Consider the following 13758-nt stretch of genomic DNA (forward strand, 5'->3'; position numbering starts at 1 on the left):
GCTTACTCCGATAGCGGCTTCAGCAGTTCCACCAAATCACCCTCAGTGAACAAAGGCTGCTTTCGCCCGACGGACCCGCTGTACATGCTCTCGCTCAGCGCGGCCTTGCGTTCCTGCAGGGCGAGGATACGTTCTTCAATCGTGCCCTGCGCCACCAGCTTGACGACCCACACACTTTGCGTCTGGCCGATGCGGTGGGCGCGGTCGGTGGCTTGTGCCTCCACCGCCGGGTTCCACCACGGGTCGTAGTGAATGACGGTGTCGGCCTGCGGCAGGTTCAGGCCCACACCGCCGGCTTTGAGGCTGATCAGGAACAGCGGCACCTGGCCGCTGGTGAACTGCTCGATCAGCGCGTCGCGCTTGTCGCTCTGCCCGGTGAGCTTGACCCAGGACAGCTTGCGCTTTTTCAGCTCGGCCTCGATCAGGGTCAGCATGCTGGTGAACTGCGAGAACAGCAGGATGCGGCGGCCCTCGGCCAGCATCTCGGGCAGCATCTCCATCAACTGCTCCAGCTTGGCCGAGGTGGTCACTTTCCTGGCCGCTTCGAGCTTGAGCAGGTGCGGGTCGCAGCACACCTGGCGCAGCTTCAGCAGCGCGTCCAGGATGGTGATTTGCGACTTGGCCAGGCCCTTGCTGGTGAGCGCTTCGCGCACGGTTTTCTCCATGCCCAGGCGGATGGTTTCGTACAGGTCCGCCTGCTTGCCCGACAGTTCTACGCGCATCACCGTCTCCACCTTGGGCGGCAGCTCGTTGGCCACCACAGCCTTGGTCCGGCGCAGCATGAAGGGCGTGATGCGGGCGCGCAGCTGGGTCAGGCGGTCCGGGTCGCCCTGCTTTTCAATTGGCGTGCGAAACAGTTCCTTGAAGCGCGTCTGGCTGCCCAGAAAACCGGGCATCAGAAAGTGGAACAGGCTCCAGATCTCACCCAGGTGGTTTTCCATCGGCGTGCCTGACAGGCACAGGCGGTGGCGGGTTTGCAGTTGGCCGACCACTTGTGCGGCGTTGGTGCTCGCGTTTTTGATGTTTTGCGCTTCGTCCAGCACCACCAGATGCCATTGCGCTTCAAGCCACAGTTCACGGTCGCGCTGCAGCAGGGAGTAGGGCGCAATCACGAGGTCATGCTGGTCGATGGTGTTCGCCACCGCATGCCGGTCTTTGCCGTGCAGCACCAGGCTGCGCAGCTCCGGGCAAAAGCGCGCCGCTTCGCGCTGCCAGTTGCCCATCAGGCTCACGGGCGCAATGATGAGCGCCGGGTGGGTCAGGCGGCCCGCGTCTTTTTCCACCTGAATGTGGGCCAGGGTTTGCAGCGTTTTGCCCAGACCCATGTCGTCGGCCAGGATGCCGCCCAGGCCGTGCTCGCGCAAAAACTGCAGCCAGTTCAGGCCTTGCTGCTGGTAGGGACGTAGGCTGGCCCGCACGCTGGCGGGCACCGCCACCTGGGGCAGCTCGGTTTGGCCGCTCAAGCCCTGCACCATCTCGCGCAGGGCCTGGGCGCCTTCCCATACCGCGCCTTCGCCCAGGGCCGCGCCCGTGCGCAAGGCGTCCAGGCGCGAGAGCTTGAGGCTTTGCTGGGTGAAGTCGTGCTCGCGGTCGCCCACGAGGTCCAGCAGCGCGGCCATCCAGGGTTTGAGGGCGTCGGTGGGCAGGCGGATGAAGCCTTGGTTGCCGGGCGAGGGCAGGTACACAAACGGCGGAATGCCGGGCAGGCCGGTGTCCGGGTCCAGCGGGCTGCTGGCAGCGGCGGCAATCAGGTCGGGCAGCCAGGGCAGGATGTTGTGGCGCTGGCCGTTGATTTCCATGCCCAGCGACAGGTCAAACCACGGCGAGGTGGCTTCATCTTCGCCTTGGGGCTGCAGTTGCACGTCCAGCGTGTCGGCGTGGGTGATCCAGTCGTTCAGGGCGTCGTCCAGCGTGACGTCAAAGCCCGCCTCGCGCAGCACGCTGAAGCCGTTGTCAGCCCAGTGCAGCCAGTCTTGCTGCGGCCCGTCGCCGGGAATGCCGAACATGCCTTTGTCCACCGACATCAGCCCGAAGTCATACAGGCGGGTGATGGCGTCGAGCTCGGCTTCGGGGTCGCGGTGCAATAAAAAGCGGCCCTTGGCGTCGTCAACCAGCACGCTGGTGCCTTGACCGGCCCACCAGCCCTTGTGACCCGCGTAGTCAAAGCGCAGCTGCGCCTGAATCAGCCCCCGGGTCCTGGTCTCGTCAGGGCGGGTGAGCGACAAATGCAGGCACGGGGTCGGCACGATGTCGCGCAGCGTGGTGAGCGCTTGCAGCACCGGCGGCAAGGGCAGCGTGCCCAGGTGTTCCATCAGGTTCGCCTGGTACTTTTGAAGCACCGAGGGTTTGAGTGGCGGGGCTTTGAGCAGCACTTCGAGCTGGGCTGCCGGGATGTTGTCGGCCTGCACCGTGCCGCACAAGCCCTGCGCGGCGTCCAGGTACAAGGGTGGGTTGTTCAGGCACAGCCGGGCGGCCGAGTCGGCCAGGCGGGCGCGCAAGGCCCAGCCGGGTTCGGTGGCTTGCTGGTTGGGGACCTCCTGCCATTGCCAGACCAGGCTTTGGGGCGGGCCCCAGTGAATGGTGGCGCCGGGGCCGTTGCGGCCGTCGTCCAGAAACAGGCGGCCGGTACCGGCCGCGAGTTGCAGCCCCAGCAGGCCCGCCTGCCCGCCCAGAATGGCGGTGGAGCTGAAGCTGAAGGTGTAGCGAGAACTCTCGGGCATGGCGCGCATGAGTTGCAGCACCTGCCGGTCTTCGTCGGTGGCCCGGTCATACACCGGTTGGCCTTTGTAGGGCGCGGTCTTGATGGTCTTGGGTTTGGCCCAGCCGCCGGTGACTTTGGGATAAGACACCACGGCTTCCATCTGCAGCCGCGGCGTGGGGCCGTGGGCGCCCAGCACCGTCAGCAGATACAGGTATTGCTCGGGCCGCTCATTGCTGCCATCGGGCGTCAGTCCTTTGGCTTTGTCCAGGTCCTGCAGCCAGCGCAGCAACTCGGCCTCGGCTTGAAGCCTTGCAATCTCCTGGGCGCGGGCTTGCGCTGCCAGACGCATGGCCTCGACCTGTTCGGGCGTGGGGGGTGACAACTGCGGCAACGCGGCGCCTGAACCGGCCTGGCCGCCGAGCAGCTGCAGGCCATGGTAGGCGGCCTTGAGCAGCAGCGCCACACCGTGTTTGCATTGGGTGCCCACGGGGCATTCACACTCGCAGTCCCAGTAGTCCACCTGGCCGTCGGGCATGAGGGCCAACTCGATCGACACCTCGTAAGGTTCGTGCCGGGTGCCTTGTACCTCGCCCAGCACCAGCCAGTGGTCTTGGAGCGGCTCGATGTCCAGGCTCAGCACCTTCTGGCTGCGGTACAGCATCAGGCCGCGGGTCCAGGCACCCGCATCGGCCAATGCCTGGAGCGACTGGGGCTTGAACCACATGCCGTGGTTCAAGGGAGAGTTTTGAATCAAATCAGGCTCCAGCCCAGGTAGGGCGCGCGTAAGTAGCTATTAAAGTAATAGCAATTATCGAACGACTGGTGTGCTCATCGCATGCTCGGCCTGCTGGTCGGCGTGGTAGCTGCTGCGTACCATCGCGCCCACGGCGGCGTGGCTGAAGCCCATCTCGTAGGCCTTGGCCTCGAACATCTTGAAGGTGTCGGGGTGCACGTAGCGCTTGACCGTGAGGTGCGAGTTGCTGGGCGCCAGGTACTGGCCGATGGTCAGCATGTTGATGCCGTGGGCGCGCATGTCGCGCATCACGTCCAGAATTTCCTCGTCGGTCTCGCCCAGTCCGACCATCAGGCCGCTCTTGGTCGGCACGTGGGGGAACAGCGCCTTGAATTTCTTGAGCAGGTTCAGGGAGAACTGGTAGTCGCTGCCCGGGCGCGCTTCCTTATAGAGGCGCGGCACGGTTTCCATGTTGTGGTTCATTACGTCGGGCGGTGCGGCTTTCAGAATCTCCAGCGCGCGGTCGTCGCGGCCGCGGAAGTCGGGCACCAGGATTTCAATCTGGGTGTTGGGCGACAGCGCCCGCGTTTTGGAGATGCAGTCGACAAAATGCTGGCTGCCACCGTCGCGCAGGTCATCGCGGTCCACGCTGGTGATCACCACATATTTGAGCTTGAGCTGGGCGATGGTTTTGGCCAGGTTGTCCGGCTCGTTCACGTCCAGCGGGTCGGGTCGGCCGTGGCCCACATCGCAAAATGGGCAGCGCCGGGTGCACTTGTCACCCATGATCATGAAGGTGGCCGTGCCTTTGCCAAAACACTCGCCAATGTTGGGGCAGCTGGCTTCCTCGCACACGGTCACCAGCTTGTTCTGGCGCAGCACGTCCTTGATCTCATAAAAGCGGGTGGTGGGCGAACCGGCCTTGACGCGAATCCATTCGGGTTTTTTCAGGATCTCGCCCTGCACGACCTTGACCGGGATGCGTGACAGCTTGGCGGCCGCCTTCTGCTTGGCCGAGGGGTCGTAGTTCTCGGTGGTTTGGGCTTCGCGGACCGTGGGGTTGGATACGAGGTCGTCGGGGCTATGGCTCATGGTCGGTAGCGGTGTAGGTGGCGTCGTCAAGGCGCCAGGTAGGTTGCGAGCTTGTGGCCCAAAAGGTCGGCCGCTTCATTCCAGCCGACAGAGACGCCAATTGTAGAAAGATCTACCGTTTGCAGGCCCGAATAACCACACGGGTTGATGCGCGAGTAGGGTTCCAGGTCCATCGCCACGTTGAGCGCCACGCCGTGGTAAGTGCAGTTGCGGCTGACCTTGATGCCTAAAGCCGCGATTTTTCCCAGGCCGGTGAAGTCGGGGTCCAGGCGGGCGGAGGCTGCCGGATCGGCCTTGGCGGGACGCTGGGGCAGCATGGCGTGCGAGCCCGGGTCATCCAGCCGTACATAAATGCCTGGCGCGCCGCCCACGCGGTGCCCGGTGACGCCAAAGTGCGCCAGCGTGCGGATCACGGCTTCCTCGATGCGGTACACATATTCCTTGACGAAATAGCCCGCCCGCTTGAGGTCCAGCAGCGGGTAGCCCACCACTTGGCCGGGGCCGTGGTAGGTCACCTGGCCACCCCGGTTGGTTTGCACCACCGGAATGTCGCCAGGCAAGAAAATATGTTCCGATTTGCCCGCCAGCCCTTGTGTATAGACCGCAGGGTGCTCACAAATCCATAGCCTATCGGGGGTCTCGGCGGTGCGCGTGGCCGTGAAGGCTTGCATGGCCTCAAAAGTGGGCACGTAATCCACCCGGCCCAAGTGCTGCAGGGGAATGCTCACGGCAACCTCAAAGCACCACTTTGACCATGGGGTGTGTGGAGAGCGTCCGGTACAACTCGTCGAGTTGTTCGCGGCTGGTGGCGGTGACGGTGATCGTCACGCCCAGGTACTTGCCGCCCTTGCTTTCGCGCAGCTCGATGGTAGAGGCGTCAAAAGCCGGATCAAACTGGTGGGCCACCATGGTGATCGCGTGCACCAGTCCCTCCACTTTCACGCCCATCACTTTGATGGGGAAAAGCGACGGGTACTCAATGAGTGACTCGGAGCGTGGAATTTCGGGGGGAATAGGCGGCGTGGACACGGTGGTTTGCAATGGTTAGGCGGTACAAAAATCAAGCAGCGTTTTGAACGTCGTCAGGCTCGGGCGGCATCGTGCCCCTGGGCTTTGGCTTGCTGGTAGCCGGCTTGCAGTTGTGCATAGACCGGTCCCGGTTGGCCCGCTCCGACGGGTTGGCCATCAAGCAGGGTGACAGGCAACACCTCTTTGGTGGCGGAGGACAAGAGCAGTTCGTCGGCGTTGACCACTTCCGCGCGGCTGATGCGGCGAAGCTCGAAGTCAATGCCCTGTGCGCGGCAGATGTCTTCGATCAAGCCGTAGCGGATGCCCTCCAGCACCAGGTTGTCTTTGGGCGGGCCGAAGACCTTGCCGCCTTTGACCACCCACACGTTGCTGGCTGCTGCCTCGCTCAAAAAACCGTCGCGGAACATGATGGTCTCCACGGCACCCGCCTCAAAACTGATCTGACGCGCAAACACCGCGCCCAGCAGGCTGGTGCTCTTGATATGCGCCTTTTCCCAGCGGAAGTCGTCCGCCGTCACGCAAGCCACGCCGGTGGTGCGCTGGGTGGCCGTGGGCGGCGTCATCACGTTGGTCATGACAAAGACGGTGGGCGTGATGTCTTGCGGCATCACGTGGTCACGCAGGGCCACACCGCGGGTGATCTGTACATAGACCAGTTGGTCAAGGCTTGCAGGCGTTGTTCCTTGGGACTTGGCGTAAGCGGCGACCAGCGCCAGTGCAATCCCGGCCCACTGCGCGTGGGACAACGGGTTGGCGATTTTTAGTTCGGCCAAGCTGCGGTCAAGTCGCGCCATGTGCTGGGCGAAACGGAATGGCTGACCTTGGTAGACGGGTACCACTTCATATACACCGTCCCCAAAAATAAAGCCGCGGTCCATCACGCTGACCTTGGCAAAAGGCAGCGTGCTGAACTCTCCATTGAGGTAGCAGGGCAGGGCAGGCAGGGTGTTCATGCGTTAATTATCGCCGCCGGGTATTGGGCAGACACGGGTTTCTACGTATAATCAGAGGCTTTGCGGCAGATGCCCGGTGTAACCTGCGTGTAATTTGAGATGTCAATAATCACAGTTGTTCCCGAATCTGAAGTAGATGAGTCCGGTGATCAGGATTTCAAGCCACTAACTGCCGAAGAGGCAAAGGCCCTCCTTGCATCGCGTCCCATGATGTCGCCCTGGCGAATTCTGGCGATGCAGTTTGCGGTGGGTTTGTTGGTGGCTTTGGTGACCTGGGCGATCATGGGAAGTATTGTTGCGGCCTGGTCTGCGGCTTACGGTGCGTTGGCAGTGGTTATTCCTGCCGCCCTGTTCGCACGCGGCATGGCGCGCCAGCAAAGAGCGTCGAATGCGGGTTCCGCGTTATCGGGGTTCTTTGTGTGGGAGTTGGTCAAGATTGCCGTGACGATCGCAATGTTGTTTGCGGCGCCAAGGCTGATCTTGGGATTGCACTGGCTGGCTTTGCTGGCTGGTTTCGTGGTGACGATGAAGGTGTACTGGGTGGCCATGTGGCTGCATTCGGGGCGCAAGGATTCTGTCAAGAAGATTGTTTGAACTGATAAATTGGTGACATATGGCTGCTGCTGAAACCGCTGGTACACATGCCCCGACGGCTGGGGATTACATCCAGCACCACCTGCATCATTTGCAAAAGAATTTTTCTTTTGAAAACGTCGAGCAACACAGTCTGGTTGACTTCAGTCTGTTCAATCTGGATTCTGTTTTTTACTCGGTGTTGCTGGGTGTCATCGGATGCTTCTTGTTGTGGCGTGCGGCGCGCAAGGCAACCTCGGGTGTGCCGGGGCGTTTCCAGGCCGCGGTCGAGATCCTCTCTGAGATGGTTGACACGCAGGCCAAGGGTGTGATTCACAACGTGAAGAGCCGCAAGCTGGTGTCTCCTTTGGCGCTGACCGTGTTTGTCTGGATTTTCCTGATGAATGCCATGGACATGCTGCCGGTTGATGCGCTGCCAGCCCTTTGGCACAGCGCCGGGCCTGCCATGGGTTACAAAGATTACATGCGAGTCGTTCCTACGGCTGATTTGTCGACGACTCTGGGTCTGTCCTTCAGCGTCTTGATGATTTGCCTGTTCTACAGCGTCAAAATTAAAGGCTTGGGCGGCTGGACGCATGAGTTGGTGGCGGCGCCCTTTGGTGACAAGGTGTTTTTGTACCCCATCAACTTTTTGATGCAGATGATTGAATTCGCAGCCAAGACGGTGTCTCACGGCATGCGATTGTTCGGCAACATGTTTGCTGGCGAACTGATTTTCATGTTGATCGCCTTGATGGGTGGCGCATGGGCCTGGCAATTCAACCCTGCTGAAGGGATGTTTTGGTTAGGATTCGGGCATGTGATTGCTGGAACGGTGTGGAGTATCTTCCACATCCTGGTGATCACGCTGCAAGCCTTCATCTTCATGATGTTGACGCTGATTTACGTGGGGCAGGCCCACGATTCACACTGATCGTTTTTTCTCTTTTCTTTTTCTTTTCTTTTCTTTTCTGTACTTAGGAGCAATCATGGAAAACATTCTCGGCCTCGTGGCACTGGCTTGCGGTTTGATCGTTGGTTTGGGCGCTTTGGGCGCATCTATCGGTATCGCACTGATGGGTGGCAAATTCCTCGAGTCGTCAGCACGTCAGCCTGAACTCATGAACGAACTGCAAACCAAGATGTTCATCTTGGCCGGTTTGATCGACGCAGCGTTCCTGATCGGTGTGGCCATTGCCCTGCTGTTTGCGTTCGCCAAGCCTTTCGCCATCTAATTTTGGGTAAGCTTTCACGCTTGAAAGGGAATAAGCTGTGAACATCAACGCAACCCTGTTCCTGCAGGCGATCGTTTTTGCGATCCTGGTGTGGTTCACGATGAAATTCGTGTGGCCCCCAATCACAAAAGCGCTGGACGAGCGGGCACAGAAAATAGCCGATGGCCTCGCTGCCGCCGACAAAGCCAAGTCTGAACTTTCTTCCGCCAACAAGCGCGTCGAAGCTGATCTGGCCCTGTCGCGCACCGAGACGGCCGCACGCCTGGCAGATGCCGAGCGACGTGGTCAGGCCATCGTTGAAGAAGCCAAGTCAAAAGCAACCGAAGAGGGCAGCAAGATCATTGCAGCCGCCAAGGTTGAAGCTGAGCAGCAAAGCATCAAAGCTCGCGAAGTTCTTCGTGAGCAGGTCGCAGCGCTGGCTGTCAAGGGTGCCGAGCAGATTCTCCGCAAGGAAGTCAATGCCGGTGTCCATGCTGATTTGCTTGGCCGATTGAAGACTGAGCTGTAAGAGGACGACATGGCTGAACTCGCCACTATTGCCCGACCTTACGCTGAAGCCTTGTTCAAGGCTTCTCAATCTGACTTGAACGGTGCGGCAGTCTGGGTCGAGGAATTGAAGGAAATTGCGGCCGACCCGCAACTTCAGCAATTCGCCGATAACCCCAATGCAAGCGCCGAGCAGGTGTTTGATGTCATCGCAGGCGTGGCCAAATCGGCCTTGCCAGCGATGGCCAAGAACTTTCTGCGCACCGTCATTGACAATGGTCGCCTGAATGCGTTGCCAGAGATTGCATCGCAATTTCGTGCACTGAAAAACGCCCAGGGTGGATCATCAGATGCCGTTGTGTACAGCGCGTTTGCCATTGGCGGAACCGAATTGGCCGACCTGGCAACCACGCTGGAAAAACGATTTGGTCGCAAACTCAATGTGACCGTCGAATTGCAGCCCGACTTGATCGGTGGCATTCGAGTGGTGGTGGGTGATGAGGTTCTTGACTCTTCCGTCAAGGCCCGTCTGGAACAAATGAAAGTGGCATTGACAGCCTGAGGCATCAGCCTCACGTTGTCAGCCCAATTAACGAAAGAAGGAAAGAGCCATGCAACTCAATCCCGCAGAAATTTCCGAACTGATCAAGAGCCGTATTGAAGGCCTGTCCGCTAACGCGAACATCCGCAATCAGGGTACTGTTGTGTCCGTGACTGACGGTATTTGCCGCATTCATGGCCTGTCCGACGTGATGCAGGGCGAAATGCTCGAATTCCCCGCCGATGCCGATGGTCAGCCCAGCTACGGCTTGGCTTTGAACCTCGAGCGTGATTCGGTGGGTTCCGTGATTCTGGGTGCTTACGAGCACATCTCCGAAGGCGACATCGTGAAATGCACGGGTCGTATTCTGGAAGTGCCTGTAGGTCCTGAGCTCAAAGGCCGCGTGGTCAACGCACTGGGTCAGCCCATTGACGGCAAAGGCCCTATCAATGCCAAGATGACCGACGTGATTGAAAAGGTTGCGCCAGGCGTGATCGCCCGTCAGTCCGTGAGCCAGCCCATGCAGACCGGCCTGAAGTCTATTGACTCCATGGTGCCCGTCGGCCGTGGCCAGCGCGAGCTGATCATTGGTGACCGCCAGACCGGTAAGACCGCTGTCGCCATCGACGCGATCATCAACCAAAAAGGTCAGAACGTAACCTGCGTTTATGTCGCAATCGGCCAGAAGGCCTCTTCCGTCAAGAACGTGGTTCGTGCTCTGGAACAAGCTGGCGCGATGGAATACACCATCGTGGTGGCCGCTACGGCCTCTGAATCGGCTGCCATGCAGTACGTCAGCGCCTACTCCGGTTGCACCATGGGTGAGTACTTCCGCGACCGCGGTGAAGATGCGCTCATTGTGTATGACGACCTCTCCAAGCAAGCTGTGGCTTACCGTCAGGTGTCTTTGCTGTTGCGTCGCCCACCAGGCCGCGAAGCTTACCCTGGCGACGTGTTCTATCTCCACAGCCGTCTGCTGGAGCGCGCCGCACGCGTGAACGAGAAGTATGTCGAAGACTTCACCAAAGGCGCTGTCAAAGGCAAGACCGGCTCGTTGACTGCATTGCCCATCATTGAAACGCAAGCTGGTGACGTCTCTGCCTTCGTGCCAACCAACGTGATTTCGATCACTGACGGTCAGATCTTCCTTGAAACTTCGTTGTTCAACGCTGGCATCCGTCCTGCGATCAACGCCGGTATCTCGGTGTCCCGCGTCGGTGGTGCTGCCCAGACGAAATTGATCAAGAACCTGTCAGGCGGTATCCGTACCGATTTGGCGCAGTACCGTGAACTCGCCGCTTTTGCCCAGTTCGCCTCTGATCTTGACGAAGCAACACGCAAGCAACTCGACCGTGGTGCCCGCGTGACGGAATTGCTGAAGCAGGCTCAATACAGCCCGCTGCCCATCAGCTTGATGGGTGCTACGTTGTTTGCCGTGAACAAAGGCTTCATGGACGATATCGAAGTCAAGAAAGTTTTGGCATTCGAACACGGCCTGCATTCCTACCTCAAGGACAAACACGCAGCCCTGCTCGCAAAGCTGGAAGCCGACAAGGCCATGGACAAAGATGCTGAGGCTGAAATGACAGCGGCAGCAACAGCGTTCAAGAAATTGTTTGCTTGATCCGCACCTGAAGGCACAAGGAGTCATTCATGGCAGCAGGTAAGGAAATTCGCGGCAAGATCAAATCGGTGGAAAACACCAAGAAGATCACCAAGGCCATGGAAATGGTGGCGGCCAGCAAGATGCGTAAGGCGCAGGAGCGCATGCGCGCCGCCCGCCCTTACAGCGAAAAGATCCGCAACATCGCAGCCAACCTCGGTCAGGCCAACCCCGAATACGTTCACGCATTCATGAAAACGAACGACGCCAAGTCGGTCGGCATGATTGTGGTGACCACGGACAAGGGTTTGTGCGGCGGCATGAACACCAACGTGTTGCGTGGTGTCACGGGCAAGCTGCGCGATTCGCAGGCTGCAGGCGTGACCACGCAGGCGGTGGCGATCGGTAACAAGGGTCTTGGATTCTTGAATCGGGTCGGTGCCAAGGTGGTGTCGCATGCAACGCAACTTGGCGATACGCCTCACCTGGACAAGCTCATTGGCCCGGTGAAGGTGTTGCTCGATGCTTATGTGAAGGGTGAAGTGAATTCGGTGTACCTGTGTTACACCCGTTTCATCAACACCATGAAGCAAGAGCCCATGATGCAACAACTGTTGCCGCTCTCCGCTAGCGCGATGCAGGCAGAGACACAGGCCCACGAAGCAGTCACAGGCGCTAAGCACGCATGGGACTACATCTATGAGCCAGATCCGCAGGCTGTGATCGACGATTTGCTGATCCGCTATGTTGAAGCACTGGTGTACCAGGCCGTGGCCGAAAACATGGCGTCCGAGCAATCGGCACGCATGGTGGCCATGAAGTCGGCAACAGATAACGCTGGCAGCGTCATTGGTGAGCTCAAGCTCATCTATAACAAAACCCGTCAGGCTGCGATCACGAAAGAACTTTCGGAAATCGTTGCTGGTGCAGCGGCGGTTTAAACGTATTTATTTTTGGAGCAAAAAATGGCTCAAGTCCAAGGCAAGATTGTTCAGTGTATCGGTGCGGTTGTTGACGTGGAGTTTCCACGCGACCAGATGCCGAAGATTTATGACGCGCTCAAAATGGATGGCTCCACGTTGACCCTCGAAGTGCAGCAGCAATTGGGTGACGGCATCGTTCGTACCATTGCGCTCGGTTCTTCCGATGGTTTGCGTCGCGGCATGGTCGTGCAAAACACCGCACAAACCATCATGGTCCCCGTGGGCAAAGCCACATTGGGTCGCATCATGGATGTGTTGGGTGCACCCATTGACGAACGTGGTCCAGTTAATTCTGAACGCACAGCTTCAATTCACCGCAAGGCGCCTTCGTACGACGAACTGAATCCTTCACAAGAGTTGCTGGAAACCGGCATCAAGGTGATCGACTTGATCTGTCCTTTCGCCAAAGGCGGCAAGGTCGGTCTGTTCGGTGGCGCCGGTGTGGGCAAGACCGTGAACATGATGGAACTGATCAACAACATCGCCAAGGCACACAGCGGTCTGTCCGTGTTCGCCGGTGTGGGTGAGCGTACTCGTGAAGGTAACGACTTCTATCACGAGATGGCTGACTCTGGCGTTGTGAATCTCGAGAAACTCGAAGACTCCAAAGTGGCCATGGTCTACGGTCAGATGAACGAGCCTCCAGGCAACCGTTTGCGCGTGGCGTTGACGGGTCTGACCATCGCTGAGTCTTTCCGTGACGAAGGCAAAGACGTGCTGTTCTTTGTGGACAACATCTACCGCTTTACATTGGCCGGTACCGAAGTGTCCGCCTTGTTGGGCCGTATGCCTTCCGCCGTGGGCTACCAGCCGACACTGGCCGAAGAAATGGGCCGTTTGCAAGAACGCATTACCTCGACCAAAGTGGGTTCGATCACGTCCATTCAGGCCGTTTACGTGCCAGCGGATGACTTGACCGATCCTTCGCCTGCAACAACCTTTGCTCACCTTGACTCCACCGTCGTGTTGAGCCGTGACATCGCGTCGCTGGGTATCTACCCTGCGGTGGATCCTTTGGACTCGACCAGCCGCCAGTTGGACCCGCTCGTTGTGGGTCAAGACCACTACGAAACCGCCCGCGCTGTGCAGGGTACCTTGCAACGTTACAAAGAATTGCGCGACATCATTGCGATTTTGGGCATGGACGAGTTGGCTCCAGAAGACAAACTGGCTGTGGCACGTGCCCGCAAGATCCAGCGTTTCCTGTCCCAGCCTTTCCACGTGGCTGAGGTGTTCACTGGTTCTCCTGGCAAATACGTCAGCTTGGCCGAAACCATCCGCGGCTTCAAGATGATTGTCGCTGGCGAGTGCGATCACCTGCCAGAGCAGGCGTTCTACATGGTTGGCACGATCGACGAAGCGTTCGAAAAAGCCAAGAAGGTTTAAAGGTTCACCATGAACACCATCCACGTTGATGTGGTCAGTGCTGAAGAGTCCATCTTCTCAGGCGAGGCGCGTTTTGTTGCCTTGCCTGGTGAGGCGGGCGAACTCGGCATTTATCCGCGCCACACACCACTGATCACTCGCATCAAGGCGGGTACGGTGCGTATCGAGAAGGCCGATGGCAGCGAAGAATTTGTCTTCGTGGCTGGCGGCTTGCTCGAAGTTCAACCTAACTGCGTGACGGTGTTGTCTGACACCGCCATTCGCGGCAAGGACCTGGATGAAGAGAAGGCCAATGCCGCCAAATTGGCGGCAGAAGAAGCCCTCAAGAACGCCAAGGGTGACATCGATATTGCACGTGCCCAATCCGAGTTGGCTGTTATGGCCGCTCAGATCGCAGCGCTGCGCAAATACCGTATGAAGAAATAAAGAAGAAGCGACGGTCT

The 13758-nt window shown here is 59.1% G+C and carries 14 protein-coding genes; 9 read left to right on the forward strand and 5 right to left on the reverse strand.

What is annotated here, in order from left to right; translation table 11 throughout:
* Positions 1–2 precede the first annotated feature (2 nt).
* The 5 genes from AC097N_RS17205 to AC097N_RS17225 form a co-directional block, all read right to left on the reverse strand.
* The gene (locus AC097N_RS17205) at positions 3–3455 is read right to left on the reverse strand and encodes a DEAD/DEAH box helicase (RefSeq protein ID WP_479583220.1); all 3453 of its coding nucleotides are present in this window, start codon (positions 3453–3455) and stop codon (positions 3–5) included.
* 54 nt (positions 3456–3509) lie between these two features.
* Entirely contained in the window at positions 3510–4526 is a 1017-nt protein-coding gene (gene lipA / locus AC097N_RS17210; RefSeq protein ID WP_479583306.1) for a lipoyl synthase, read from the reverse strand.
* Positions 4527–4552: 26 nt separating this feature from the next.
* The gene (lipB, locus tag AC097N_RS17215) at positions 4553–5197 is read right to left on the reverse strand and encodes a lipoyl(octanoyl) transferase LipB (protein WP_479583307.1); all 645 of its coding nucleotides are present in this window, start codon (positions 5195–5197) and stop codon (positions 4553–4555) included.
* A gap of 64 nt (positions 5198–5261) precedes the next feature.
* Positions 5262–5555, reverse strand: a complete 294-nt coding sequence (locus AC097N_RS17220; protein ID WP_479583223.1) for a YbeD family protein — start codon at positions 5553–5555, stop codon at positions 5262–5264.
* A 53-nt stretch (positions 5556–5608) separates the two neighbouring features.
* Positions 5609–6508: a D-amino acid aminotransferase gene (locus tag AC097N_RS17225; RefSeq protein ID WP_479583225.1), complete on the reverse strand. Its 900-nt coding sequence runs from the start codon at positions 6506–6508 to the stop codon at positions 5609–5611.
* Positions 6509–6607: 99 nt separating this feature from the next.
* On the opposite strand from AC097N_RS17225, the gene AC097N_RS17230 reads away from it, so the two are divergent.
* Genes AC097N_RS17230 through AC097N_RS17270 form a run of 9 tightly spaced genes read left to right on the forward strand, consistent with a single transcriptional unit; the run spans position 6608 to position 13741 of the window.
* Positions 6608–7102 carry an ATP synthase subunit I gene (locus AC097N_RS17230; RefSeq protein WP_479583228.1) on the forward strand — a complete coding sequence of 165 codons (495 nt, stop codon included), beginning with the start codon at positions 6608–6610 and terminating at the stop codon, positions 7100–7102.
* Between the two features lie 19 nt (positions 7103–7121).
* Positions 7122–8015, forward strand: a complete 894-nt coding sequence (gene atpB, locus AC097N_RS17235; RefSeq protein ID WP_479583230.1) for a F0F1 ATP synthase subunit A — start codon at positions 7122–7124, stop codon at positions 8013–8015.
* A gap of 55 nt (positions 8016–8070) precedes the next feature.
* Positions 8071–8316, forward strand: coding sequence for a F0F1 ATP synthase subunit C (gene atpE / locus AC097N_RS17240; RefSeq protein WP_058721792.1), 246 nt, complete (start codon positions 8071–8073; stop codon positions 8314–8316).
* 37 nt (positions 8317–8353) lie between these two features.
* Complete coding sequence (locus tag AC097N_RS17245) at positions 8354–8824, forward strand: F0F1 ATP synthase subunit B (RefSeq protein ID WP_479583233.1); 471 nt, start codon at positions 8354–8356, stop codon at positions 8822–8824.
* 9 nt (positions 8825–8833) lie between these two features.
* Positions 8834–9364: a F0F1 ATP synthase subunit delta gene (locus AC097N_RS17250; RefSeq protein ID WP_479583234.1), complete on the forward strand. Its 531-nt coding sequence runs from the start codon at positions 8834–8836 to the stop codon at positions 9362–9364.
* 49 nt (positions 9365–9413) lie between these two features.
* On the forward strand, positions 9414–10967 hold the full coding sequence (atpA, locus tag AC097N_RS17255) for a F0F1 ATP synthase subunit alpha (RefSeq protein WP_479583236.1): 1554 nt from the start codon (positions 9414–9416) through the stop codon (positions 10965–10967).
* 29 nt (positions 10968–10996) lie between these two features.
* Positions 10997–11887: a F0F1 ATP synthase subunit gamma gene (gene atpG, locus AC097N_RS17260; protein ID WP_479583238.1), complete on the forward strand. Its 891-nt coding sequence runs from the start codon at positions 10997–10999 to the stop codon at positions 11885–11887.
* Between the two features lie 24 nt (positions 11888–11911).
* A complete protein-coding gene (gene atpD / locus AC097N_RS17265) occupies positions 11912–13315 on the forward strand; it encodes a F0F1 ATP synthase subunit beta (protein WP_479583240.1) in 1404 nt (467 codons plus the stop codon).
* A 9-nt stretch (positions 13316–13324) separates the two neighbouring features.
* On the forward strand, positions 13325–13741 hold the full coding sequence (locus tag AC097N_RS17270) for a F0F1 ATP synthase subunit epsilon (protein ID WP_479583242.1): 417 nt from the start codon (positions 13325–13327) through the stop codon (positions 13739–13741).
* Positions 13742–13758 lie beyond the last annotated feature (17 nt).

This window comes from Rhodoferax sp. LS1R11 (genome assembly GCF_056521395.1).